22 protein-coding genes are annotated in these 21954 nt (G+C 69.4%); 11 read left to right on the forward strand and 11 right to left on the reverse strand.

All coding sequences use genetic code 11. The features are described from left to right. Window positions 1-189 precede the first annotated feature (189 nt). A complete protein-coding gene (gene catB, locus ABFG95_RS00715) occupies window positions 190-840 on the forward strand; it encodes a type B chloramphenicol O-acetyltransferase (protein WP_348995279.1) in 651 nt (216 codons plus the stop codon). Here catB and ABFG95_RS00720 read toward each other — a convergent pair. From ABFG95_RS00720 to ABFG95_RS00755, 8 genes are all read right to left on the reverse strand, one after another. After that, window positions 815-1177 carry a winged helix-turn-helix domain-containing protein gene (locus ABFG95_RS00720; protein WP_348995280.1) on the reverse strand — a complete coding sequence of 121 codons (363 nt, stop codon included), beginning with the start codon at window positions 1175-1177 and terminating at the stop codon, window positions 815-817. The two genes, catB and ABFG95_RS00720, sit on opposite strands and share 26 nt — an antisense overlap. Before the next feature lie 21 nt (window positions 1178-1198). Then, on the reverse strand, window positions 1199-1504 hold the full coding sequence (locus ABFG95_RS00725) for a DUF4148 domain-containing protein (protein WP_054417486.1): 306 nt from the start codon (window positions 1502-1504) through the stop codon (window positions 1199-1201). A 152-nt stretch (window positions 1505-1656) separates the two neighbouring features. Continuing rightward, the gene (locus tag ABFG95_RS00730) at window positions 1657-3387 is read right to left on the reverse strand and encodes an ABC transporter substrate-binding protein (protein WP_054502716.1); all 1731 of its coding nucleotides are present in this window, start codon (window positions 3385-3387) and stop codon (window positions 1657-1659) included. Window positions 3388-3498: 111 nt separating this feature from the next. Then, entirely contained in the window at window positions 3499-3807 is a 309-nt protein-coding gene (locus ABFG95_RS00735) for a DUF2160 domain-containing protein (protein ID WP_047992707.1), read from the reverse strand. A gap of 16 nt (window positions 3808-3823) precedes the next feature. Then, a complete protein-coding gene (locus ABFG95_RS00740) occupies window positions 3824-4636 on the reverse strand; it encodes a carbohydrate ABC transporter permease (RefSeq protein WP_006385279.1) in 813 nt (270 codons plus the stop codon). Continuing rightward, window positions 4629-5519 (reverse strand): sugar ABC transporter permease, encoded by an 891-nt coding sequence (locus tag ABFG95_RS00745; RefSeq protein ID WP_006385278.1) that lies wholly within the window; start codon window positions 5517-5519, stop codon window positions 4629-4631. The genes ABFG95_RS00740 and ABFG95_RS00745 overlap by 8 nt, the downstream gene beginning before the upstream one ends. Next, a complete protein-coding gene (locus tag ABFG95_RS00750) occupies window positions 5516-6604 on the reverse strand; it encodes an ABC transporter ATP-binding protein (protein ID WP_348995281.1) in 1089 nt (362 codons plus the stop codon). The genes ABFG95_RS00745 and ABFG95_RS00750 overlap by 4 nt, the downstream gene beginning before the upstream one ends. After that, window positions 6604-7689 (reverse strand): ABC transporter ATP-binding protein, encoded by a 1086-nt coding sequence (locus tag ABFG95_RS00755; protein WP_348995282.1) that lies wholly within the window; start codon window positions 7687-7689, stop codon window positions 6604-6606. Before ABFG95_RS00755 ends, ABFG95_RS00750 begins: the two co-directional genes overlap by 1 nt. A 230-nt stretch (window positions 7690-7919) precedes the next feature. Between ABFG95_RS00755 and ABFG95_RS00760 the strand changes: the two genes are divergently transcribed. Together ABFG95_RS00760 and ABFG95_RS00765 are read left to right on the forward strand one after the other, a co-directional pair. Beyond that, the gene (locus tag ABFG95_RS00760) at window positions 7920-8711 is read left to right on the forward strand and encodes a DeoR/GlpR family DNA-binding transcription regulator (protein WP_035360337.1); all 792 of its coding nucleotides are present in this window, start codon (window positions 7920-7922) and stop codon (window positions 8709-8711) included. A 103-nt stretch (window positions 8712-8814) separates the two neighbouring features. Next, window positions 8815-10413, forward strand: a complete 1599-nt coding sequence (locus tag ABFG95_RS00765; RefSeq protein WP_336727522.1) for an FAD-dependent oxidoreductase — start codon at window positions 8815-8817, stop codon at window positions 10411-10413. A 150-nt stretch (window positions 10414-10563) separates the two neighbouring features. Here the strand turns inward: ABFG95_RS00765 and ABFG95_RS00770 are convergent, their stop codons facing one another. The 3 genes from ABFG95_RS00770 to ABFG95_RS00780 form a co-directional block, all read right to left on the reverse strand. Beyond that, entirely contained in the window at window positions 10564-11178 is a 615-nt protein-coding gene (locus ABFG95_RS00770; protein ID WP_175146611.1) for an HD domain-containing phosphohydrolase, read from the reverse strand. 129 nt (window positions 11179-11307) lie between these two features. After that, entirely contained in the window at window positions 11308-11988 is a 681-nt protein-coding gene (locus ABFG95_RS00775) for a type 1 glutamine amidotransferase domain-containing protein (protein WP_348995283.1), read from the reverse strand. 23 nt (window positions 11989-12011) lie between these two features. After that, complete coding sequence (locus ABFG95_RS00780) at window positions 12012-13049, reverse strand: NADP-dependent oxidoreductase (protein ID WP_348995284.1); 1038 nt, start codon at window positions 13047-13049, stop codon at window positions 12012-12014. A 120-nt stretch (window positions 13050-13169) separates the two neighbouring features. Here ABFG95_RS00780 and ABFG95_RS00785 point away from each other — a divergent pair, with 120 nt between their 5' ends. The 8 genes from ABFG95_RS00785 (at window position 13170) to ABFG95_RS00820 (ending at window position 21953) form a co-directional block, all read left to right on the forward strand. Beyond that, window positions 13170-13955 (forward strand): TetR/AcrR family transcriptional regulator, encoded by a 786-nt coding sequence (locus tag ABFG95_RS00785; protein ID WP_068980799.1) that lies wholly within the window; start codon window positions 13170-13172, stop codon window positions 13953-13955. A 2-nt stretch (window positions 13956-13957) separates the two neighbouring features. Continuing rightward, a complete protein-coding gene (locus ABFG95_RS00790) occupies window positions 13958-14929 on the forward strand; it encodes an HlyD family efflux transporter periplasmic adaptor subunit (protein ID WP_175204334.1) in 972 nt (323 codons plus the stop codon). Beyond that, a complete protein-coding gene (locus ABFG95_RS00795) occupies window positions 14926-15888 on the forward strand; it encodes an ABC transporter ATP-binding protein (RefSeq protein ID WP_054417478.1) in 963 nt (320 codons plus the stop codon). The genes ABFG95_RS00790 and ABFG95_RS00795 overlap by 4 nt, the downstream gene beginning before the upstream one ends. Then, entirely contained in the window at window positions 15885-17030 is a 1146-nt protein-coding gene (locus ABFG95_RS00800; protein ID WP_054417477.1) for an ABC transporter permease, read from the forward strand. Before ABFG95_RS00795 ends, ABFG95_RS00800 begins: the two co-directional genes overlap by 4 nt. A gap of 8 nt (window positions 17031-17038) precedes the next feature. Continuing rightward, window positions 17039-18520, forward strand: a complete 1482-nt coding sequence (locus ABFG95_RS00805; RefSeq protein ID WP_348995285.1) for an efflux transporter outer membrane subunit — start codon at window positions 17039-17041, stop codon at window positions 18518-18520. A gap of 143 nt (window positions 18521-18663) precedes the next feature. After that, complete coding sequence (locus ABFG95_RS00810) at window positions 18664-19383, forward strand: DNA-binding response regulator (protein ID WP_348995286.1); 720 nt, start codon at window positions 18664-18666, stop codon at window positions 19381-19383. Between the two features lie 73 nt (window positions 19384-19456). Continuing rightward, window positions 19457-19945: a YbaK/prolyl-tRNA synthetase associated domain-containing protein gene (locus tag ABFG95_RS00815; protein WP_049073405.1), complete on the forward strand. Its 489-nt coding sequence runs from the start codon at window positions 19457-19459 to the stop codon at window positions 19943-19945. A gap of 79 nt (window positions 19946-20024) precedes the next feature. Continuing rightward, a complete protein-coding gene (locus ABFG95_RS00820) occupies window positions 20025-21953 on the forward strand; it encodes an FUSC family protein (RefSeq protein WP_348995287.1) in 1929 nt (642 codons plus the stop codon). The last annotated feature ends 1 nt before the right edge of the window (window position 21954 follow it).

Raw genomic sequence — 21954 nt, forward strand, 5'->3', positions numbered from 1 at the left:
GCGGTTTGCACATCCATCGGCTTCGACCGCCATCGACGGCCGCGCCCTCGTGTCCGCCGCCTGCGTCGCAGTCGGCGCGCGGGCAAGGCGATGCGCGCCGGCCCGCGATTGTGCGATCATCGACGATTGCAAGCCGCTGCGCCAGCCGCCACGACACCGCGCGAGCCGGAGCCGGCCACCGAGGCCCTCATGACCAATCACTTCGAAAGCCCCTTCAAAGGCAAGCTGCTCTCCGACGACGTCACCAACAGGAACATCAAGGTCGGCCGCTACAGCTACTATTCCGGCTATTACCACGGCCACTCGTTCGACGACTGCGCGCGCTATCTCATGCCGGACCGCGACGACGTGGATCAGTTGATCATCGGCAGCTTCTGCTCCATCGGCTCGGGAGCCGCCTTCATCATGGCGGGCAACCAGGGCCACCGGTACGACTGGGCGTCGTCGTTCCCGTTCTTCTACATGCGCGAAGTGCCGGCGTTCGCGCAAGCACGCGACGCATTCCAGAAAGCCGGCGACACCGTCATCGGCAACGACGTCTGGATCGGTTCCGAAGCCATGATCATGCCCGGCATCACGATCGGCCACGGCGCCGTGATCGGCAGCCGCGCCCTCGTCACCCGGGACGTTGACCCCTACACGATCGTCGGAGGCAATCCCGCCAAGCCCATCAGGAAGCGCTTTGCCGACGACGACATCGCCCTGCTGCTGGAAATGCAGTGGTGGGACTGGACGGAGGACAGGCTGGGCGGCGCCATGCCCCTGCTGTGCTCGGGCGACATCAAGGGCCTGCACCGGTATTGGCGCGACGGCGTCACAGCGGCCCCGCGGCCAGCATGAAGCTGCCGCCACGGATCACGTGCAGCAAGCGCGGCCGGCTGCCGCCATCGACCTTCCTGCGCAGGCGGCGCATGGCGATCGCGACGGCCTGGCACTTGACGTGTCCCGCGCCCAGGCCGGGCGCCCGGGCCTTCCAGACCGACTCGGCCAATTGCCAACTGGTGAACACCGAGCCCGGCCTGCCCATGAGCATGGCGAGCAGCCCGAACTCCTTCGGCGTCAACAGCAGCGGCTCGCCATCCCGGTACGCGCGACAGCGCAGCAGGTCCAGCTCCAGGTCCGCGAATTGCAGCCTGTCGCCGGACGCGGGCATGCACGTCAACGAAACGTGGCCCATTTCGGCCTGACTCCGGCGCCGTTATCGGCGCAGTTCGTTCTGGCGCTGCACTTCGGCCTGGTAGTCAGGACCCGAGCGCAGCCGCACATACTCCGAGAACGCCGCCTTGTACTCGGGGCTGTAGATGTCCGGCGTGGCCTCGCCGCGCCAGAACCGGTCCACGCCGGCGCGCTTCCACAGCGCCAGGTCGGCCAGCACCTCGGCGCGCGAGAGCGACGCGCCGTAGGGGCTGGTCAGGGCCGTGGACGGCGCCGGCTGGGCCAGCGCCGTGCCGGAAACGCCCGCCGCCAGGGCCAGGATCAGTGCGGTTTTACGAAGAATCTGCATGCTTCACTCCTATGAATCGTGGGGGGTACTGCACGGAATTCATTCTAGGAAGGCGATGCGGACAGAAAGCGGATAAGGGGATTACGTTTTTGCAATGAAAAAGCGCCACGGAAACCGTGGCGCTTCGAGATCGCGAAGATCGCGCGCGGTACCTACCGCACCTTCCCTTCCTTCCAGGCCTCCAGCAGCTTCTCGTACGCCACCGTTTCGCCCTTGGGCTTTTCATTGGCCAGCTTCTTCCACGGCGCGTGCTGATCCGACAGCCACTTGTTCGGATCGCCCTTGGCGTTCAGCTTGGGCGCGCATTGCGCCATGCCGGCCCGCTCCAGCCGTGCCATCACCTGGTCCATTTCGTTGGCCAGGTTGTCCATCGCGGCCTGCGGCGTCTTTTCGCCGGTGACGGCGGTGGCGACGTTCTTCCACCACAGCTGCGCCAGCTTGGGATAGTCGGGCACGTTGTTGCCGGTCGGCGTCCAGGCCACGCGCGCGGGGCTGCGGTAGAACTCGATCAGGCCGCCGTAGTTGGCCGCGTTCTTGCTGAAGTAGTCGCTGTGGATGTCGCTGTCGCGGATGAAGGTCAGGCCGGTGATCGACTTCTTCAGCGACACCGTCTTGGCCGTGACGAACTGGGCGTAGAGCCAGGCGGCGGCCATCTTGTCGGGGTTGGTGGACTTGAAGAAGGTCCACGAGCCCACGTCCTGGTAGCCGTTCTGCATGCCGTCCTTCCAGTACGGGCCGTACGGCGACGGCGCCATGCGCCACTTGGGCGTGCCGTCCTCGTTGACCACCGGCAGGCCCTTCTTGGTCATGTCGGCGGTGAAGGCCGTGTACCAGAAGATCTGCTGCGCGATCTGGCCCTGGGCCGGCACCGGACCGGATTCCGAGAAGGTCATGCCCATGGCCTGCTGCGGCGCGTACTTCTTCATCCAGTCGACGTACTTGGTCAACGCATAGACCGCGGCCGGGCTGTTGGTGGCGCCGCCGCGCGCCACCGACGCGCCCACCGGCGTGCACTTGTCGTCGGCCACGCGGATGCCCCACTCGTCCACCGGCATGCCGTTGGGCAGGCCCTTGTCGGCGGCTCCGGCCATCGACAGCCACGCGTCGGTGAAGCGCCAGCCCAGCGACGGGTCCTTCTTGCCGTAGTCCATGTGGCCATAGACCTTCTTGCCGTCGATCTCCTTGACGTCGTTGGAGAAGAAGTCGGCGATGTCTTCGTAGGCGGACCAGTTGGTCGGCACGCCCAGCTCGTAGCCGTACTTGGCCTTGAACTTGTCCTTCAGGTCCTGGCGCGCGAACCAGTCGGCGCGGAACCAGTAGACGTTGGCGAACTGCTGGTCGGGCAGCTGGTACAGCTTGCCGTCCGGCGCGGTGGTGAACTTGGTGCCGATGAAGTCCTTCAGGTCCAGGCCCGGGTTGGTCCATTCCTTGCCGGCGCCGGCCATGTAGTCGGACAGCGGCAGGATGGCGCCGTAGCGGTAGTGGGTGCCGATCAGGTCGGAGTCGGAGATCCAGCCGTCGTAGATGGACTTGCCCGACTGCATCGAGGTCTGCAGCTTCTCGACCACGTCGCCTTCCTGGATCAGGTCGTGGTTGACCTTGATGCCAGTGATCTCGGTGAAGGCCTTGGCCAGCACCTTGGACTCGTACTCGTGGGTGGTGATGGTTTCCGACACCACGTTGATTTCATTGACGCCCTTGGCCTTGAGCTTGGCGGCGGTCTCGATGAACCACTTCATCTCGGCCATCTGCTGGTCCTTGGACAGGGTCGACGGCTGGAATTCCGAATCGACCCACTTCTTCGCCTCCGGCTCGCCGGCCCAGGCCCCTGACGTACCGATCAGGGCGATGGCGGCCGCCATGGCGTGCATGCGCAATTTCATGACCTGTCTCCTCGATAAGTCCTCCCCTGTGGTGCTGCGGACTTCTGGCCGGGGAAGACACTGGCCGATCGTCCTTCCAAACCGCTGATATCGCGCGGGGTCTGCGCCCCGTCAGCCTTTCCTCATGATGAAGGCCAGCAGCAGCATGGACAGCACGAAGCTGATCCACACCGATGGCGGCTCATCCAGCGAAAACCATTCCACCGCCTTCTGCCCGAATCCCAGGAACGCCAGGTTGAGCCAGGCCGCGGCCATCAGGCCGATGAAGAGGCGGTCGCCCCGGGTCGTGCGCAGCGGCAGGAAGCCCTTGCGCTCGACCGTGGGCGATTTCAGTTCCCAGACCGTCATGCCCACCAGCATCAGCACGATGCAGGAGAAGAACACGGCGACGGGGGTGGTCCATACCATCCAGCTGAACATGTGGCGCCCTCCCCCCTCAGACCCGGCCCATCGCGAAACCCTTCGCGATGTAGTGCCGCACGAACCAGATGACGATGCCGCCGGGCACGATGGTCAGCACCCCGGCCGCCGCCAGCACGCCCCAGTCCATGCCCGAGGCCGAGACCGTGCGCGTCATGGTGGCGACGATGGGCTTGGCGTTGACCGAGGTCAGCGTGCGCGCCAGCAGCAGCTCGACCCAGCTGAACATGAAGCAGAAGAACGCCGCCACGCCTACGCCCGACTTGATCAGCGGCAGGAAGATCGTCAGGAAGAAGCGCGGGAACGAATAGCCGTCCACGTAGGCCGTCTCGTCGATCTCGCGCGGCACGCCCGACATGAAGCCCTCCAGGATCCACACCGCCAGCGGCACGTTGAACACCAGGTGCGCCAGCGCCACCGCCAGGTGCGTGTCCATCAGCCCGAACGAGCTGTACAGCTGGAAGAACGGCAGCAGGAACACCGCCGGCGGCGTCATGCGGTTGGTCAGCAGCCAGAAGAACACGTGCTTGTCGCCGATGAAGCGGTAGCGCGAGAACGCATAGGCCGCCGGCAGCGCCACGGCCAGCGAGATGACCGTGTTGATGACCACGTAGATCAGCGAGTTGATGTAGCCCGAATACCAGGCCGGATCGGTGAAGATGGTGCGGTAGTGCTCCAGCGTGAAATCGCGCGGCCACAGCGTCAGGGTGCTGACGATCTCGGTATTGGTCTTGAACGACATGTTCAGCATCCAGTACAGCGGCAGGATGGCGAACACCAGGTACAGCGCCAGGAAGGCGCCGCGCCACCAGGTCGATTGCTCACGCATTGGCGCGCTCCTCGTCGAAACCGCCGGTGGTGCCGGCGCGCTGCATCCAGTTGTACAGAATGAAGCAGAGCAGCAGGATGATCAGGAAGTAGATGATCGAGAACGCCGCCGCCGGGCCCAGGTCGAACTGGCCCACGGCCTTCTGCGTCAGGTACTGCGACAGGAAGGTGGTGGCGTTTCCCGGCCCGCCGCCGGTCAGCACGAACGGCTCGGTGTAGATCATGAAGCTGTCCATGAAGCGCAGCAGCACCGCGATCATCAGCACGCCGCGCATCTTGGGCAGCTGGATGTAGCGGAACACCGCCAGGCGCGAGGCGCCATCGATGCGCGCGGCCTGGTAGTAGGCGTCGGGAATGGCGCGCAGGCCGGCATAGCACAGCAGCGCCACCAGCGGCGTCCAGTGCCAGACGTCCATCACCAGCACCGTGACCCAGGCGTCGAGGTCGTTGCCGGTGTAGTTGTAGTCCACCCCCAGCCACGACAGCGTCGCCCCCAGCAGGCCGATGTCGGTGCGCCCGAACACCTGCCAGATGGTGCCCACCACGTTCCACGGGATCAGCAGCGACAGCGCGATGATGACCAGCACCGCCGAGGCGCGCCAGCCGCTGGCCGGCATCGACAGCGCCAGCAGGATGCCCAGCGGGATCTCGATGGCCAGCACCGCCAGCGAGAAGCCGATCTGGCGCAGCAGCGCGCCGTGCAGTTCTTCGTCCTGCAGCACGGCGGCGAACCATTCGGTGCCGACGAACACGCGGCGCTCGGGCGAAATGATGTCCTGCACCGAGTAGTTGACGATGGTCATCAGCGGCAGGATGGCCGAGAACGCCACGCACAGCACCACGGGCAGCACCAGGAACCAGGCCCGGTGATCGATCGGTTTCATCGGATCAGCTCCTCGTCGCGGTAGAAGCAGGTATGCGGATTGAGCGCCGACAGCCAGACCGTGGCGCCGGGCGCGATGGATGCCGCCTCGGCGCCCAGGCGGGCGCGCAGCGGCGCGCCCTCGAAGTCGGCCAGCAGCAAGGTGTAGGTGCCCACGTCCTGCACCCGCTGGACCGTGGCCGGGATGGCGCCAGGCGCGTTGGCGTCGGCCAGACGCAGGTATTCCGGACGCACGCCCAGCTTGACCGGGCCGGCGTCGGCCAGTCGGGTCGCCATCGCATCCGGCACGCCGTCGACACGGCGCTGGCCCACCATCAGGCCGCCGTCGCGCCATTGCGCCGGCAGGAAGTTCATGCCGGGCGAGCCGATGAAATGGCCGACGAAGGTGTGCGCCGGCCGCTCGAACAGGTCGTCGGCGCTGCCCACCTGCACCGCGCGGCCGCGCGCCATCACCATCACCTGGTCGGCGAAGGTCAGCGCCTCGGTCTGGTCGTGCGTGACGTAGATCAGCGTCAGCTTGAACTCGTGGTGGATTTCCTTGAGCTTGCGGCGCAGCTCCCACTTCAGTTGCGGGTCGATCACGGTCAGCGGTTCGTCGAACAGCACCGCCGACACGTCGTTGCGCACCAGGCCGCGGCCCAGCGAGATCTTCTGCTTGGCGTCGGCCGTCAGGCCGCTGGCGCGGCGCTCCAGCACGTGCGACATCTCCAGCATCTCGGCGATGCGGCCGACGCGTTCACGGATCTGCTTGGCCGGCACGCCGCGGTTGCGCAGCGGGAACGCCAGGTTCTCGGCCACGGTCATGGTGTCGTACACCACCGGAAACTGGAACACCTGGGCGATGTTGCGCGCCTGCGGCGTCTTGTGGGTGACGTCCTTGCCGTCGAACAGGATGCGGCCGTGCGAGGGCCGCAGCAGGCCCGAGACGCAATTGAGCAAGGTGGTCTTGCCGCAGCCCGAGGGGCCCAGCAAGGCGTAGGCGCCGCCGTCGCGGAAGGTGAACTTGAGCGGCAGCAGCGCGTAGTCCTCGTCGGCCTGGGGGTTGGCGACGTAGGAATGGGAGAGGTCCAGCTCGATCTGCGCCATCAGGCGATCCCTCCGCTGGCGTGGAGTCGGGCGGGGGCCGCCAGCAAGGCGCCGTCGGCGCCGAAGGCGTAGGTCTGGGCCGGGTCGAAGTACAGCGTCAGGCGCTGCTCCAGCGTGTAGCGATGCACGCCCGGCAGCTGCGCGACCACGTCGCCGGCGGCCGTCTCGGCGTGCACGAAGGTGTCTGACCCGGAGATCTCGGCCAGCTTGACCACGCCGTCCAGGCCGATGTGGCCAGGGCGCGGCGCAATGTCCAATGCGCCCGCCCGCAAGCCGGCGGTGAGCGCCCCGCCCGCGCCCGGCGGCAGTGGCCGCGCGACCGCGATGCCGCCCTGCAGCGTGAAGCCGTCGGCGCCGCGCTGGGCGGCAAACAGGTTCATGGGCGGATCGCTGAAGGCGCGCGCCACCCGGATCGAATTGGGCCGGTGGAAGACTTCGGCGGTCGGGCCGTACTGCAGCAGTTCGCCCGCGTCCAGCACGGCGGTGTGGCCGCCCAGCAGCAGCGCCTCGCCCGGCTCGGTGGTGGCATAGACCACGGTCGAGCGGCCTTCGGCGAACAGGGCCGACAGCTCGTCGCGCAGTTCCTCGCGCAGCTTGTAGTCGAGGTTGACCAGCGGTTCGTCCAGCAGGATCAGCGGCGCGTCCTTGACCAGGGCCCGCGCCAGCGCCACCCGCTGCTGCTGCCCGCCGGACAGTTCAGACGGATGACGGGCCAGCAGGTGGTCGATGTGCAGGCGCGCGGCCATGGCCCCGACCTTGTCGGCGATACCCGACGCGCCGCGCAGCTTGAGCGGCGAGGCGATGTTGTCGAACACCGTCATGGACGGATAGTTGATGAATTGCTGGTACACCATGGCGACGTTGCGCTGGCGCACCGGCACGCCGGTCACATCGGCGCCGTCGGCCAGCACCCGGCCCTCGGTGGGCCGGTCGAGCCCGGCCATGATGCGCATCAGCGATGTCTTGCCTGCCAGGGTCACCCCCAGCAACACGGTCATGGCGCCTGGCACCGGGGCCAGGCTCATGGGATACAGGTGCGTCTGCGAGCCGGCTCGCAACGCAATCCTGTCCAGGGTCAGCTGCATCTGGTCTCCTCTGCCTTTAATACGTCCCCGGTTTATCAACCGGACTTCGGTACATCGGGTACAGCGGCCCTGCGAGCGCGCGAGAACGCGCCGGTTCGGGTTTTTCTTTCAGATCGCTTTCGTTTTTTGTGCGTTTTACTCAAGAAGCGAAAAAAATACAATCTTGCAGCGCGTCATTATTTTTCGCTTTTGTTGTTTTATGATGCGACTGTGACACTCCATACGCCAACATGACACTCAATCCCAGACAAAGCGCCTTGATCGAAATGGTGCGGGCCCAGGGCTCGGCCACGATCGAAGAGCTGGCCAAACGCTTCGACGTCACGCTGCAGACCGTGCGGCGCGACGTCAACATCCTGTCCGAAGCCGGCCTGCTGTCGCGCTTCCACGGCGGCGTGCGCATCGAAGCGTCGACCATCGAGAACATTGCCTACCGCAAGCGCCAGGGGCTGCACGCGGCCGGCAAGCAACGCATCGCCGAGGCCGTGGCCCGCGCCGTGCCCGATGGCTGCTCGCTGATCCTGAACATCGGCACCACCACCGAGGCTATCGCCCGCGCCCTGCTGCGCCATCGCGGCCTGCGCGTCATCACCAACAACCTGCACGTGGCCGACATCCTTTCCGACAACCCGGATTGCGAAGTCATCGTCGCCGGCGGCGTGGTGCGTTCGCGCGACCGCGGCATCGTCGGCGAGGCCACCATGGACTTCATCCGCCAGTTCCGGGTCGACATCGGCCTGATCGGCATTTCCGGCATCGAGGCCGACGGCACGCTGCGCGACTACGACTTCCGCGAAGTGCGTGTGTCCCGCACCATCATCGAACAGTCGCGCGAAGTATGGCTGGCGGCCGACAGCAGCAAATTCAAGCGCCAGGCCATGGTGGAACTGGCGCACATCTCGCAGATCGACCGCTTCTTCACCGACGCGCATCCGCAGGAACCGCTGGCGCAAGTGCTGCTGGACGCCGGCGTGCGCTGCGAGGTGGCCGCCGCGCCGAACGCGGCCAAGGTACCCGCCTGACCGGCTTGACCCGGCCCGCGGCACGGCGCTTGCGCCGCGCCCGGCCGGCACGAACAGAAACGAACACCGCACCGAACCCTAGCGGCCCCGCCGCCCCACGCATATGAACCAACCGCTCGCCACCGTCACCCCGCCCGACCGCAATCGCCTGCTGGCGCAACTGGACAACACGCCCGCCTGGGACGTGATCGTCATCGGCGGCGGCGCCACCGGCCTGGGCACCGCCGTCGACGCTGCCAGCCGCGGCTACCGCACCCTGCTGATCGAGGCGGCCGACTTCGCCAAGGGCACCTCCAGCAAGGCCACCAAGCTGGTGCACGGCGGCGTGCGCTACCTGGCGCAGGGCAACATCAGCCTGGTGCGCGAAGCGCTGCACGAACGCGGCCTGCTCAACCGCAACGCGCCGCATCTGGTGTGGCCGCTGGGCTTCGTGGTGCCGGCCTACAACCTGCTGGACCAGCCCTTCTACGGCATCGGCCTGAAGATGTACGACATGCTGGCCGGCAAGCTGAACCTGTCGCCCAGCCGATGGCTGTCGCGCCGCGACACGCTGGCCAACGCGCCGACGCTGGCCGAGAACGTCAACGGCCGCGGCCTGAAGGGCGGCGTGCTGTACTACGACGGCCAGTTCGACGACGCGCGCCTGGCGCTGAGCCTGATGCGCACCCTGTTCGACCTGGGCGGCACCGCGGTCAACTACGTGCGCGCCACCGGCCTGACCACCACCGGCGGCAAGGTCGACGGCGTCACGGCGCAGGACGCGCTCGGCGGCTCCAGCTTCACGCTGCGGGCGCGCTGCGTCATCAACGCCACCGGCGTCTGGGTCGACAGCGTGCGCCGCATGGAAGACAAGAACGCGCCCACCATGGTGGCGCCCAGCCAGGGCGTGCACCTGACGCTGCCGCACGATTTCCTGCCCGGCAAGCGCGCCATCCTGATCCCCAAGACCGACGACGGCCGCGTGCTGTTCGTGGTGCCATGGAACGGCCACACCATCGTCGGCACCACCGACTCGCCGCGCAACGACCTGCCGCTGGATCCGGAAGCCGGCGCCCAGGACGTCGATTTCATCCTGAGCACCGCCGCGCGCTATCTCAGCCGCAAACCGACCCGCGACGACGTCACCAGCGTCTGGGCGGGCCTGCGGCCGCTGGTCAAGGCCACCGGCGACGCCGCCACCAAGTCGCTGTCGCGCGAGCACACCATCCTGGTGTCGCAGGCGGGGTTGGTGACCGTGACCGGCGGCAAGTGGACCACCTACCGCCGCATGGCGCAGGACGTGGTCGACACCGCGATCCAGCACCAGTTGCTGACGCAGGCCAGCTGCCGTACCGAGTCGCTGGCGCTGCATGGCGCCAACGGCCTGGCGCCGTCTCAGGAACACGCCGGCACGCCGGACAGCTACTACGGCAGCGACCTGCCCGTGCTCAAGGCCCTGCCCGGCGCCGAGCGCATGCTGGTCAAGAGCAGCGGCCTGTCCGAAGCCCACGTGCGCTTCGCCGCGCGCTTCGAGCTGGCGCGCAGCGCCGAGGACGTGCTGGCGCGCCGCAACCGCGCGCTGTTCCTGGACGCCGAGGCCGCCATGCTGGCGGCGCCCGAAGTAGCGCGCATCCTGGCCGAGGAACTGGGCCACGACGCCGCCTGGCAGCAACGCACGCTGCAAGAGCTGGCCGGCGTGGCGGCGCACTACCGCCTGAAGTGAGGCGCTGAATTCACACGCTGAAGTGCCGCGCTGAAGCGGCGCGCCCGGTCGCGCCGTGATCGTCCCCACCCGCAACGCCGCGCCGGCATGGCGCGGCGTTGTCGCATGGGGCCGCGGCCGCTTCACACGACAATCAGCCCCGCACGGGCCCTAGGGCACGCGCAGCGGGCTGGACTGGATCATGGTCTCGAACACGCGCAGCAGGTCGGGATCGCACTTGGATCCCGCTTCCACATTGAGGATGCGCATGATCTCGGCGTGCGTGCGCGCCGGATGATAGGGCCGCGCGTCCCCGAGCGCGTCGTAGGAATCGGCCAGTGAAATGATGCGCGCGTGCAGCGGGATGTCGTGGCCCGCCAGCCCCTCGGGATAGCCCGAGCCATCGAAATGCTCGTGGTGGTGGCGCACGGCCAGCGCGATGCGCTCGCGCTGCGGCATGTCGCTCTGCAGGATGATGTCCGCGCCGACGGCGGCATGCGACTTCATGATTTCCCAATCTTCTTTTTCGAGGCGGCTGGGCGAGAACAGCACACGATCGGGCGTGCCGATCTTGCCCACGTCGTGCAGGCGGGCGGCAACGGCGACAGCCTGCTGTTCATCGTCGTCCAGGCCGCAGGCCCGGGCCAGCGCCACGCTCAGGGCGACGACGCGGTGGCAATGGCGGCCGGTGGCGGCGTCGCGGGCCCGCATGGCGGCGAACAGCGCCGCTTCGCAAGATCCGGCGGGAAACGCGGCGTCCGCGCTTGGGGGTACATCTGGAGGCATCGGTGTGAGCGCGCGCGGTTGCAACGGAACCCCGCGCTTGTGTCAGAAAGTATCAATTCTGACACAAGCGCGTGCGATTTCGGCGCGGTCGGCGCCTGCGCGCCGCCAGATCGGCGCGCGGCCACGCGGTCAACCCTTCAAGCGGTCCAGCAGCGCCTGCGCCACGCCGACCGATGAGGCCGGGTTCTGCCCCGTGATCAGCAGGCCATCGGAAACCACGTGCGGCTGCCAGTCGGCGCCCTTGCTGTAGAGGCCGCCCAACAGCGCCAGTTCATCTTCCACCAGGAAGGGCACGACGGCGGTCAACTGCACCGCCGCTTCTTCCGTGTTGGAAAAGCCGGTCACCTGGCGGCCCTGCACCAGCGGCTTGCCGTCGGCGGTCTTGGCGTGGCGCAGCACGCCCGGCGCGTGGCAGACCGCCGCCACGGGCTTGCCCGCCGCCAGCATGGTCTCGATCAGCGCCACCGACTTGGGGTCTTCGGCCAGGTCCCATAGCGGGCCGTGGCCGCCGGGATAGAACACCGCATCGTAATCGGCGGCCTGCACCTCGGCCAGCCGGCGCGTGTTGGCCAGCCGCCGCTGCGCCTCGGCGTCCTGGCGGAAGCGGCGCGTGTCATCGGTCTGGGCGTCGGGATCGTCACTCTTGGGATCGAGCGGCGGCTGCCCGCCCTGCGGCGAGGCCAGCGTCAGCGTGGCGCCCGCGTCCAGGAAGGCGTAGTACGGGGCGGCAAATTCCTCCAGCCAGAAGCCGGTCTTGCGGCCGGTGTTGCCCAGCGTGTCGTGGGAAGTCAGCACGATCAGGATATTCATGTTGCGCTCCTCATGTTGCGTTCCTATTCATCCGGCCCGACGCGCACGATGCGCTTGCCGGCGTTCTCGCCCTTGAGCAGGCCCATCAGCCCGCGCGGCGCGTTCTCCAGGCCATCGACCACGTCTTCGCGGTACTTGATGCGGCCGTCGCGCAGCAGCTCCTGCATGGCCGCGCGGAACTCGCCGAAACGCGGCGCGTATTCGTTGAAGATGATGAAGCCCTGCATCTTGATGCGCTTGGTCAGGATGGTGCGCATCAGCAGCGGCAGACGGTCGGGGCCGTCGGGCAGGCTGGTGGCGTTGTAGGCCGAGATCAGGCCGCACACCGGCACCCGCGCGCGCGGATTGAGCAGCGGCAGCACGGCATCGAACACCGCGCCGCCGACGTTCTCGAAATACACGTCGATGCCCTGCGGCACGGCCTTGGCCAGCAGGTTGGCCATGGCCGGATCGCGGTGGTCGATGCAGGCGTCAAAGCCCAGTTCCTCGACCACGTAGCGGCATTTGTCGGGACCGCCGGCGATGCCGACCGCCTTGCAGCCATGGATCTTGGCCAGTTGGCCCACCACCGCGCCGACCGCGCCGCTGGCGGCGGCCACCACCACGGTTTCGCCGGCCTTCGGCTGGCCGATGTCCAGCAGGCCCATGTAGCCGGTGAAGCCGGGCATGCCCAGCACGCCCAGCGAATACGACGGATGCTCGGGCGCCGAGCCCAGCTTGAGCAGGCCGCTGCCGTCGGAGACGGCGTAGTCCTGCCAGCCCGACTGGGACAGCACCCACTCGCCCACCGGATAGTCGGCGTGGCGCGAGGCCACCACCCGGGCCACGGTGCCGCCCACCATGGGCTGGCCGACCTGCACCGGCTCGGCGTACGAGGGCGCGTCGCTCATGCGGCCGCGCATATAGGGATCGAGGGAAAGATAGACCGTGCGCAGCAGCAGCTGGCCCGGCCCGGGTTCGGGGACCGCGCCGGTTTCCAGGCGGAAATCGCTGTCGGCGGGTTCGCCGCGTGGCCGCGAGGCCAGGACGATGCGGCGGTTGAGGGAGGACGATTGCGGCATGGCGTGCTGACTCCTTCTGTTCCGGTTCGGCCATTACACCACCCCAGCCGCGCCGGCCGCCGGCCGACCCTGCCGGCTGCTCCCCTTTTAATTAATTAAATACTTAATTAGAATCTGCCCATGCCTGCCAAGCCTTCCCCCGCGCGCCGTCCCGGCCGCCCCGCCCGTCCCGACAGCGCCGCCGTGCGCGACCAGCTGCTGGACATCGCCACCGACCTGTTCGCCACCCAGGGCGTGGCCGCCACCCGCCTGGCCCACATCGCCGAACGCGCCGGGTTCACCTCGGCCATGCTGCACTACTACTTCAAGAGCCGCGACCAGTTGCTGGACGCCGTGGTGCTGGAACGGGTGGTGCCGGTCATCGGCTACGTCTGGAGCCCGGTGCCGCAGACGGCGCGGCGCCTGGACGGTTCCGCCGACACGGCGCGCATCGTCATCACCGAGATCGTCTCGCGCATCGTGCGTTGCGGCACCGACCGGCCCTGGCTCCCGGCCCTGTGGATGCACGAGGTCGTCAACGAAGGCGGCCAGTTGCGCGAGCGCGTGCTGCGCCACCTGCCGGCCCAGCGCCTGCAGGTGTTCGCCGGCCTGATCGCCGACAGCCAGCGCGCCGGCGCCATCACCCCGGGCGTCGAGCCGCGGCTGGTGTTCCTGTCGATCCTGGGCCTGACGCTGCTGCCGCTGGCCACGTCCAGCCTGTGGCGCCGCATCTGGCAGAACGATCCGCGGGTCCAGGCCATCGACCACGACGCCATTGCCGCGCACGCCATCGCCATGCTCACGGGCGGGCTGTTTTCCCCGCCAGCCCCGGCGCCCGACGCCCCCGGCACGCCCGCCGCGCCGGCACAGCGGACCCGGCGCGCCAAGCCGGCCGCCACCACCGAACCGCCCGCCACAGGACGCTGACCATGCGCACCCCTTCCCTCCCGCGTTACGCGCTGCCCGTCGCCGCCGTGCTCGGCCTGTCGCTGCTGGCCGCCTGCGGCAAGCGCGACGATGCCGTCTACCAGGGCTACGTCGAGGGCGAATATCTGTACATCGCCTCGTCCGAGGCCGGCCGGCTCGATACGCTGTCCGTGCAGCGCGGCCAGCAGGTCGCCGCCGCCGCGCCGCTGTTCGCGCTGGAGGCGACGCGCGAAACCGCGGCGCGCGACCAGGCCGGCGCGCAGTTGGCGGCGGCCAGCGCCCAGCTGGAAGACATCGCCACCGGCAAGCGGCCGCCCGAGGTCGATGTCGCCCGCGCCCAGCTGGCCCAGGCCGAGGCCGCCAGCCGGCGCTCGGCGGCGCAACTGGCGCGTGACACCGCGCAGTTCCGCGCCGGCGGCGTGGCGCGTGCGCAGCTGGACGACAGCCGCGAGCAGGCCCAATCGGATGCCGCACGCGTGCGCGAGCTGCGCGCCCAGCTGGAAGTGGCCAACCTGCCCGGCCGCCAGGACCAGCGCCGCGCCCAGGCCGCCCAGGTCGAGGCGGCGCGCGCGACGCTGGCGCAGGCCGACTGGACCCTGGCGCAGAAACGCCTGGCGGCGCCCGCCGCCGCCCTGGTGTTCGACACGCTGTACCGCGTGGGCGAATGGGTGCCGGCCGGCAGTCCGGTGGTCAGCCTGCTGCCGCCGGGCAACATCAAGGTGCGCTTCTTCGTGCCGGAGAGCGTGATCGGCACGCTCAAGCCCGGGCAGCAGGCCATGGTGCGTTGCGACGGTTGCGGCGACCCGGTGCCGGTGCGCATCGACTACATCTCGCCGCAGGCCGAGTACACGCCGCCGGTGATCTACAGCCGCGAAACGCGCGGCAAGCTGGTCTACATGGTCGAGGCCCGCCCCGCGCCGGACGCGGCCACGCGGCTGCATCCGGGCCAGCCGGTCGAGGCGGCGCTGCAATGAACGGCGCCCCCGCCCGCCCCGCGGCCGAGCGCGGCTACGTCATCGACGTGCACGGCCTGAACAAGCACTTCGGCAACAAGCACGTGGTCAACGACGTTTCGCTGCAAGTGCGCGAAGGCGAGATCTTCGGCTTTCTCGGCCCCAACGGCAGCGGCAAGACCACCAGCATCCGTCTGATGTGCGGCCTGCTCACGCCCGACTCCGGCAGCGGCACCTGCCTGGGCTACGACATCCTCAAGGACAGCGCCGAGATCAAGCGCCACGTCGGTTACATGACGCAGAAGTTCTCGTACTGGGACGACCTGACCATCCGCGAGAACCTGGACTTCGTGGCCCGCATGTACGGCATGCCGAACCGCCGCGAGACCGTTGACCGCGCGCTCGAGGACCTGGGCCTGCAGACCCGCGCCAACCAGCTCACCGGCGCGCTGTCCGGCGGCTGGAAGCAGCGCCTGGCGCTGGCCGCCTGCCTGCTGCACGAGCCGCGCCTGCTGCTGCTGGACGAACCCACCGCCGGCGTCGACCCGACCGCGCGGCGCGACTTCTGGGAACAGCTGCACGAGCTGGCCGCGCGCGGCATTTCGGTGCTGGTCAGCACCCACTACATGGACGAGGCCGAGCGCTGCCACAAGCTGGCCTACATCTCGTACGGCAAGCTGCTGATCCAGGGCACCGCCGATGAAGTCATCGCCCAGCAGCGCCTGACCACCTGGGCGATCCACGGCCATGACCTGGTGCCGCTGGCGCAGCGGCTGCGCGGCGCGCCGGGGGTGGACCAGACCGTGGCCTTCGGCACCGCGCTGCACATCAGCGGCCGCGACGCCGCCGTGCTCGAACGCACCTTGCGAGACGTCGTGGCCGGCCAGGACCTGCGCCTGGAACGCATCGACACCAGCCTGGAGGATGTCTTCATCTACCTGATGAACCGTTCCGACGACAACTACGCGAGCGCTGCATGAGACGCCACCTGGAGGGCTTCTCGTGGTCGCGCTGGTGGAGCATGGTGCTCAAGGAATTCCTGCAGCTGCGGCGCGACCGCATCACCTTCGGCATGATCGTCGGCATTCCGATCATGCAGCTGGCGCTGTTCGGCTACGCCATCAACACCAACCCCAAGCAGCTGCCGACCGCCGTCATCGTGGCCGACCACAGCCCGTTCACGCGCAGCTTCGTGGCGGCGATGACCGCGTCCGACTACTTCGACATCGTCGAGACCCTGCCCGACGAAGAGGCCGGCCGCGCCGCGCTGGCGCAGGGCCGGGTGTTGTTCGTGCTGACCATTCCACCGGACTTCTCGCGCCAGCTGCTGCGCGGCGAACGGCCGGCGCTGCTGATCGAGGCCGACGCCACCGACCCGATGGCGACCGGGCTGGCGATCGGCTCGGCCACCCAACTGGCGCAGGCGGTGGCGCGCAAGGACCTGACCGGCCCGCTGGCGCACCTGGCCGGCGGCCAACCGCCGTTCGACGTGCGCGTGCACCAGCTCTACAACGAAGAACAGATCTCGCAATACAACACCGTGCCAGGCCTGATGGGCGTGATCCTGACCATGACGCTGGTGATGATGACCGGCCTGGCCATGACGCGCGAACGCGAGCGCGGCACCATGGAAAACCTGCTGGCCATGCCGGTGCGGCCGCTGGAGGTGATGACGGGCAAGATCGTGCCCTACATCGCCATCGGCCTGATCCAGGCCACCATCATCCTGCTGGCGGCGTATTTCGTGTTCCACGTGCCGTTCCTGGGCAACCTGGTGACGGTGTACGTGGGAGCGCTGATCTTCGTGGCGGCCAACCTGACCGTCGGCATCACGCTGTCGTCGCTGGCGCAGAACCAGCTGCAGGCAATGCAGCTGACGATGTTCTATTTCCTGCCCAACATGCTGCTGTCCGGTTTCATGTTCCCGTTCCTGGGCATGCCCAAGTGGGCGCAGTACCTGGGCAACCTGCTGCCGCTGACGCACTTCAACCGGCTGATCCGCGGCATCCTGCTCAAGGGCAACGGCTGGTGGGACCTGTGGCCCACCATCTGGCCCATGCTGCTGTTCACCGTGGTCGTCATGACCGCCGCCGTGAAGTTCTACCGCCGCACCCTGGATTGAAGGCCGCCATGCCCCGCCCCCACCTGCCCTTCGCCCGCCGCGCCGCGCTCGTGGCCGCCTGCGCTCTGTTGCCCGGCTGCGCCGTCGGACCGGACTTCGAGCGCCCCGCCACGCCGCCGGTCGCCGCCTACACCTCGCCGACCGACAGCGCCGCCCCCGCCAGCGGCGCCCAACCGCGCCTCACCGGCGCCGACATCCCGGCCCAATGGTGGCGCCTGTTCCGCTCCGATGCGCTGGACACGCTGGTGCGGCAGGCGCTGGAGGCCAGCCCGACCCTGGAACAGGCCCGCGCCCGGCTGCGCCAGGCCGGCGAGGATCTGAACGCTGAGACCGGCGGCCGCCTGCTGCCGGCCGTTGACGCCAACCTGTCGGCCACCCGGCAGAAGGTCGATCCTTCCGCCTACGGCGTGCCGGTGACCGAGCAGCCCGCGCCGTTCACGCTCTACAACGCCTCGATCGACGTGTCCTACACGCTCGATGTGTTCGGCGGCAACCGCCGCGCGCTGGAGGGGCTGGCGGCGCAGGTCGACTACCAGTCCCACGAACTGCAGGCCGCGCGCATGACGCTGGCCGCCAACGTCGTGACCACCGCCATCCGCCAGGCCGACCTGGCCGCGCGCCTGGCCGACACCCGCGAGCTGCTGGCGGCCCAGCAGCGCCAGCGCGACATCATGGCGCAGCGCCTGCGGGCCGGCGGCATCGCCGAGGCCGACCTGCGCAACCAGGAACTGCTGCTGGCGCAGACCGCCGCGACCGTGCCCCCGCTGGAATACCAACTGGCCCAGGCCACGCACCAGTTGGCCACCTACCTGGGCCAGCCGCCCGCCGCCTGGCAGGCGCCGCCGCTGCGCCTGGCCGACCTGGCGCTGCCGGCCGAGATTCCCACCGGGGTGCCGTCGGCGCTGACCCGCCAGCGGCCCGACATCCTGGCCGCCGAGGCCCTGCTGCACCAGGCCTCGGCCAACGTCGGCGTGGCCACCGCCAACCAATACCCGCGCTTCACCCTGACCGCCAGCTTCGGTTCGCAACGCACCCGGGCCGGCGATATCACCGATGGCGTCAATGTCTGGAACCTGGGCCTGGGGCTGGCGCAACCGCTGTTCCATGGCGGCGAACTGCGCGCCCGCAAGCGTTCGGCCGAGGCCGCCTACGAGGCGGCGGCGGCCGGTTACCGGCAGACCGTGCTGGACGGTTTCCGCCAGGTGGCCGACGCGCTGCGCGCGGTGCAGGCCGACGCCCGCGCCTATGAGGCCTACGACACCGCCTGGCGGCGCGCCGACGACGCCGCGCGCATCGCCGGCGAACGCTACCAGGCCGGCGGCATCAGCCACCTGGCCCTGCTGGACAGCCAGCGCCAGTTGCTGCAGACGCGCATCGCCCGCGGCGCGGCCGACGCGGCGCGCTACGCCGACGCCGCCGCCTTGCTGCAGGCGCTGGGCGGCGGCTGGTGGAACGAGCCGCCGGACAGTCCGGCCACTCCCGCCCGATAGCCGGCAAACCCGCGCCAATACATACATTCCACGGCCATGTCCGAGAATTCGGGTCAGAAAGTGGCGTTGTGCGGCGTTTAGGAATCCGTTGTATCCGATGCATCATGCATGCGCTGAAGCTGCACTGATCCCGACAACGATTCATGAATGACTTACTAGACCTGATCGTCTTCTCACCCGATGCCCACCAACGCGCACGCCGCTGCGACGCACTGGCGGGCATGGGCTTCTCGCCGCGCGGATGCGAGGACTCCAACGGCCTGTTCCGCCTGTTCCAGGCGCGCCGCACGCCGCTGCTCGTGATGGAAGCCGAGCTGACCGATCTGTGCATGGCCGTCGCCGGCCTGCGCGCCATGGACACCACCGCCGGCATCGTCGCCGTCTCGACCTTCGATTCGCCTGAAAACCGCATCCTCGGCCTGCACTGCGGCGCCGATGCCTGCTTCCCGACCGACGTGGCCACCGCCGAGATCGCCGCCGCGCTGCAGGCGCTGGTGCGCCGCGTGCCGATCAGCGGGCGGCGGCCGGCCGATGCCGATGCGCGCGCCGGCGCCACCACGCCAGCCGAGGCCACCGGTAAGTGGCAGTTCCAGGATGCCGCCTGGACCCTGGTCAGTCCGCGCGGCACCCGCCTGGCGCTGACCCAGGCCGAACGCGACTTCCTGCTGAAGCTGACCACCAGCCCCGACAAGCGGATGCCGCGTGGCGACCTGCCGGCCAGCGATCCGCAGGCCGGCCGCGATTCGGTGCGACGCACCGACGTGGTCGTCAGCCGGCTGCGCCGCAAGGCCCACGAAACCAATATGGAACTGCCGATCCGCACCGTCTGGGGCTGGGGCTACGCCTTCACCGGCGACATTTGAGGCGGGCGGCGTATCATGCGGCATGGCCCGCCGGATTCCCGGCGCTGGCCTTGCCAACCCACCGCATCCCGCCATGGAAGTCTACGACCGCCTGCAGGCCCTGCTAACCGAGCATCAGGCCCGCTACCGCCTCATCTCCCACCCCGCCGCCGGGCGCTCGGTGGAAGTCGCCGCCGTGCGCGGCACCGCCGTCAGCCAGGGCGCCAAGGCGCTGGTCTGCCGCGTCAAGATCTCATCCAACCAGCGCCGGAACGTGCTGGCCGTGTTCCCCGCCGACCAGCAGGCCGACCTGGAAGCCATCGCCCGCGCGGCGGGCGGCAAGAAGGCCTCGCTGGCCTCCCAGGACCTGGCGCGCGAGCTGACCGGCTGCGAGATCGGCGCGATCCCGCCCTTCAGCTTCAACCCCGACCTGCACCTGCTGGTGGATCCCACCCTGCGCCAGCGGCACGATGAAATCGTGTTCAACGCCGGCCGGCTCGACGCTTCCATCCTGATGGCCACCGCCGATTATTTCCGCCTGGCCGCGCCGCAGGAAGCGCCGCTGATCAAGGGCCAGGGTTAACCGGCCCGGGACCGCCGTGCCGCACTCAGCCGCCTCCCGCGAAAACCGCCGCGCGCGCGCCTCCAACATGCGCTGGCTCATGAGCCTCGCGCACATGGAACCGTCGCCGGTCAGTCGCTGGGTCGCGCTGCGCGCCGCGCTGGCCATCGGCCTGCCGACCGCCGCCGGGCTGGCGCTGGACCAGAGCGCGGCCGCCGCGCTGGTGGCGCTCGGCGCCCTGCCCGCGATCACCGGCGATAACGGCGGCCCCTACCGCAACCGCGCGCTATCCATCGGCAGCACGGTGTTCGGCGGCGCGCTGGGTTACTTCCTGGGCACGCTGCTGTCCGGCCACGGCCTGCTCACCGCCGCCGGCATGACGCTGCTGGTGCTGGCAGCCAGCCTGGTCGGCACCTTCAACAACATCGCCGCCGTCGCCACGCTGCAATTCGCCACCTACGTGATCGTCGGCGCCAGCCTGACGTCGCCGCTGCCCCCCTGGCTGCCGCCGGCGCTGGTGGGCGCGGGCGGCCTGTTCGGCCTGGCGCTGACCCTGCTGGGCTGGGTAGTGAACCCGATCGCGCCCGAACGGGCGGCGGTGGCGCTGGCCTATCGCAAGCTGGCGGCCATGTTCGCCGCCATCGGCACCTCGCGCATCATGACGGCGCGGCGCGACATGGAAGCCGCCATGGCCGGCGCCTACGACACGGTGCTGGCGGCCCGGCGCCGCGCCGCCGGTCCCTCGCCGCGGCTGGCCCGGCTGGCCGCGCAATTGCAGGCCTGCACGCCGCTGTCGGACGCGGCGCTGGCGCTGGCGCGGGCCGGCCGGGTGCTGCCGCCCGAGTGCGCGCGGGCCATGAACCGGCTGGCCGACCACGTCGAGAACGCCACGCCGCTGACGCCCGGCGACGACATCGCGGCCGTGCGCCAGGCCGGCGCCACGGCGCTGGCCGACGCGCTGGAGCAGGCGCGGCCGTTGCTGGAAGGCAGCGGCCCGGCGCGGCCCGACGCTTTCCCGGCCCTGCCGCCGGCGCGTCCGCGCACGCCCTGGCGGGTGCTGGCGCGCACTTACCGGCCCGGCCCGACCACGCTGCGCTACCTGACGCGGCTGGGCCTGTGCCTGATCGTTGCCGAGGCGGTGGCGCGCACCCTGGCCCTGCCGCGCTCCTACTGGGTGCCGCTGATCGTGGTGGTGGTGTTCAAGCCCAATTTCGGCTCGGTCTTCGCCCGCGCGCTGCAAAGCTGCGCCGGCAGCGTGGTGGGCGTGGCGATCAGCGCCACGGTGCTGGCGCTGGACCGCAGCGGCGTGGTCAGCCTGCTCACCGTGACCGCCCTGGCGGCCTTGCTGCCGTGGTCGATCCGCCGCAACTACGGCCTGTTCTCGGCGATCCTGCTGCCCATCCTGATGCTGCTGATCGGCGCGCTGCAGCCGGGCAGCTGGCCGATCGCGCTGGCGCGGCTGGAGGACGTCGCGGTGGCCGCCGCCATCGTGTTGGCGGTGGGCTACCTGCCCTGGATGCGGATCGAGCGCCACAACCTGGACCAGGCCGTGGCCACCGCCATGGACACCCTGGCCGCCTACCTGAACACCGTGTTCCAGGCCGATTCGGCGGCCCGCCACGACCTGCGCACCCAGGCCTATGCGCGCCTGTCCGACCTGCGCATCGCCTTGCAGCGCGGCCTGTCGGAACCCCGGCTGGTCAGCCGCCGCGCGCTGGCCTGGTGGCCGGTCGAAGTGGCTCTGGAACGCGTGGCCAACGCGGTCTCCGACAGCGCCTGGTCGCTGCCCGCGGGCCAGCCGCCGCCCGACCCGGCGGCGGTGGCGCGGCTGGCCGAGACACTGCAGGCCATGGCGCGGGCCGTGATTCAAGGCATGGCGGTCCCCGCCGCGCCCGTGACGACCGACACGCCCGCGCTGCGCGAAGCCGCCAGCGCCATCGAAGCCCTGCGCGCGACCCTGGCCGGCCCCGGCTTCGCGGCCGAACCGGGCCGTGTTCGCCCGCCTTCCCCGACCACCCAACCGGACTGAA

Origin of the sequence: Achromobacter sp. HNDS-1, from assembly GCF_040084795.1 — a bacterium.
Classification (GTDB): Bacteria; Pseudomonadota; Gammaproteobacteria; order Burkholderiales; family Burkholderiaceae_B; genus Achromobacter; species Achromobacter ruhlandii.

What these genes read in the sequence shown, in the direction of transcription:
- ABFG95_RS00755 (WP_348995282.1), bottom strand. Translation starts at nt 7,689, where the DNA reads ATGCAGCTGACCCTGGACAGGATTGCGTTGCGAGCCGGCTCGCAGACG.
- ABFG95_RS00795 (WP_054417478.1), top strand. Translation starts at nt 14,926, where the DNA reads ATGAACGGCGCCCCCGCCCGCCCCGCGGCCGAGCGCGGCTACGTCATC.
- ABFG95_RS00730 (WP_054502716.1), bottom strand. Translation starts at nt 3,387, where the DNA reads ATGAAATTGCGCATGCACGCCATGGCGGCCGCCATCGCCCTGATCGGT.
- ABFG95_RS00780 (WP_348995284.1), bottom strand. Translation starts at nt 13,049, where the DNA reads ATGCCGCAATCGTCCTCCCTCAACCGCCGCATCGTCCTGGCCTCGCGG.
- ABFG95_RS00720 (WP_348995280.1), bottom strand. Translation starts at nt 1,177, where the DNA reads ATGGGCCACGTTTCGTTGACGTGCATGCCCGCGTCCGGCGACAGGCTG.
- catB (WP_348995279.1), top strand. Translation starts at nt 190, where the DNA reads ATGACCAATCACTTCGAAAGCCCCTTCAAAGGCAAGCTGCTCTCCGAC.
- ABFG95_RS00815 (WP_049073405.1), top strand. Translation starts at nt 19,457, where the DNA reads ATGGAAGTCTACGACCGCCTGCAGGCCCTGCTAACCGAGCATCAGGCC.
- ABFG95_RS00740 (WP_006385279.1), bottom strand. Translation starts at nt 4,636, where the DNA reads ATGCGTGAGCAATCGACCTGGTGGCGCGGCGCCTTCCTGGCGCTGTAC.
- ABFG95_RS00725 (WP_054417486.1), bottom strand. Translation starts at nt 1,504, where the DNA reads ATGCAGATTCTTCGTAAAACCGCACTGATCCTGGCCCTGGCGGCGGGC.
- ABFG95_RS00750 (WP_348995281.1), bottom strand. Translation starts at nt 6,604, where the DNA reads ATGGCGCAGATCGAGCTGGACCTCTCCCATTCCTACGTCGCCAACCCC.
- ABFG95_RS00800 (WP_054417477.1), top strand. Translation starts at nt 15,885, where the DNA reads ATGAGACGCCACCTGGAGGGCTTCTCGTGGTCGCGCTGGTGGAGCATG.
- ABFG95_RS00765 (WP_336727522.1), top strand. Translation starts at nt 8,815, where the DNA reads ATGAACCAACCGCTCGCCACCGTCACCCCGCCCGACCGCAATCGCCTG.
- ABFG95_RS00790 (WP_175204334.1), top strand. Translation starts at nt 13,958, where the DNA reads ATGCGCACCCCTTCCCTCCCGCGTTACGCGCTGCCCGTCGCCGCCGTG.
- ABFG95_RS00785 (WP_068980799.1), top strand. Translation starts at nt 13,170, where the DNA reads ATGCCTGCCAAGCCTTCCCCCGCGCGCCGTCCCGGCCGCCCCGCCCGT.
- ABFG95_RS00775 (WP_348995283.1), bottom strand. Translation starts at nt 11,988, where the DNA reads ATGAATATCCTGATCGTGCTGACTTCCCACGACACGCTGGGCAACACC.
- ABFG95_RS00760 (WP_035360337.1), top strand. Translation starts at nt 7,920, where the DNA reads ATGACACTCAATCCCAGACAAAGCGCCTTGATCGAAATGGTGCGGGCC.
- ABFG95_RS00805 (WP_348995285.1), top strand. Translation starts at nt 17,039, where the DNA reads ATGCCCCGCCCCCACCTGCCCTTCGCCCGCCGCGCCGCGCTCGTGGCC.
- ABFG95_RS00745 (WP_006385278.1), bottom strand. Translation starts at nt 5,519, where the DNA reads ATGAAACCGATCGATCACCGGGCCTGGTTCCTGGTGCTGCCCGTGGTG.
- ABFG95_RS00735 (WP_047992707.1), bottom strand. Translation starts at nt 3,807, where the DNA reads ATGTTCAGCTGGATGGTATGGACCACCCCCGTCGCCGTGTTCTTCTCC.
- ABFG95_RS00770 (WP_175146611.1), bottom strand. Translation starts at nt 11,178, where the DNA reads ATGCCTCCAGATGTACCCCCAAGCGCGGACGCCGCGTTTCCCGCCGGA.
- ABFG95_RS00820 (WP_348995287.1), top strand. Translation starts at nt 20,025, where the DNA reads ATGAGCCTCGCGCACATGGAACCGTCGCCGGTCAGTCGCTGGGTCGCG.
- ABFG95_RS00810 (WP_348995286.1), top strand. Translation starts at nt 18,664, where the DNA reads ATGAATGACTTACTAGACCTGATCGTCTTCTCACCCGATGCCCACCAA.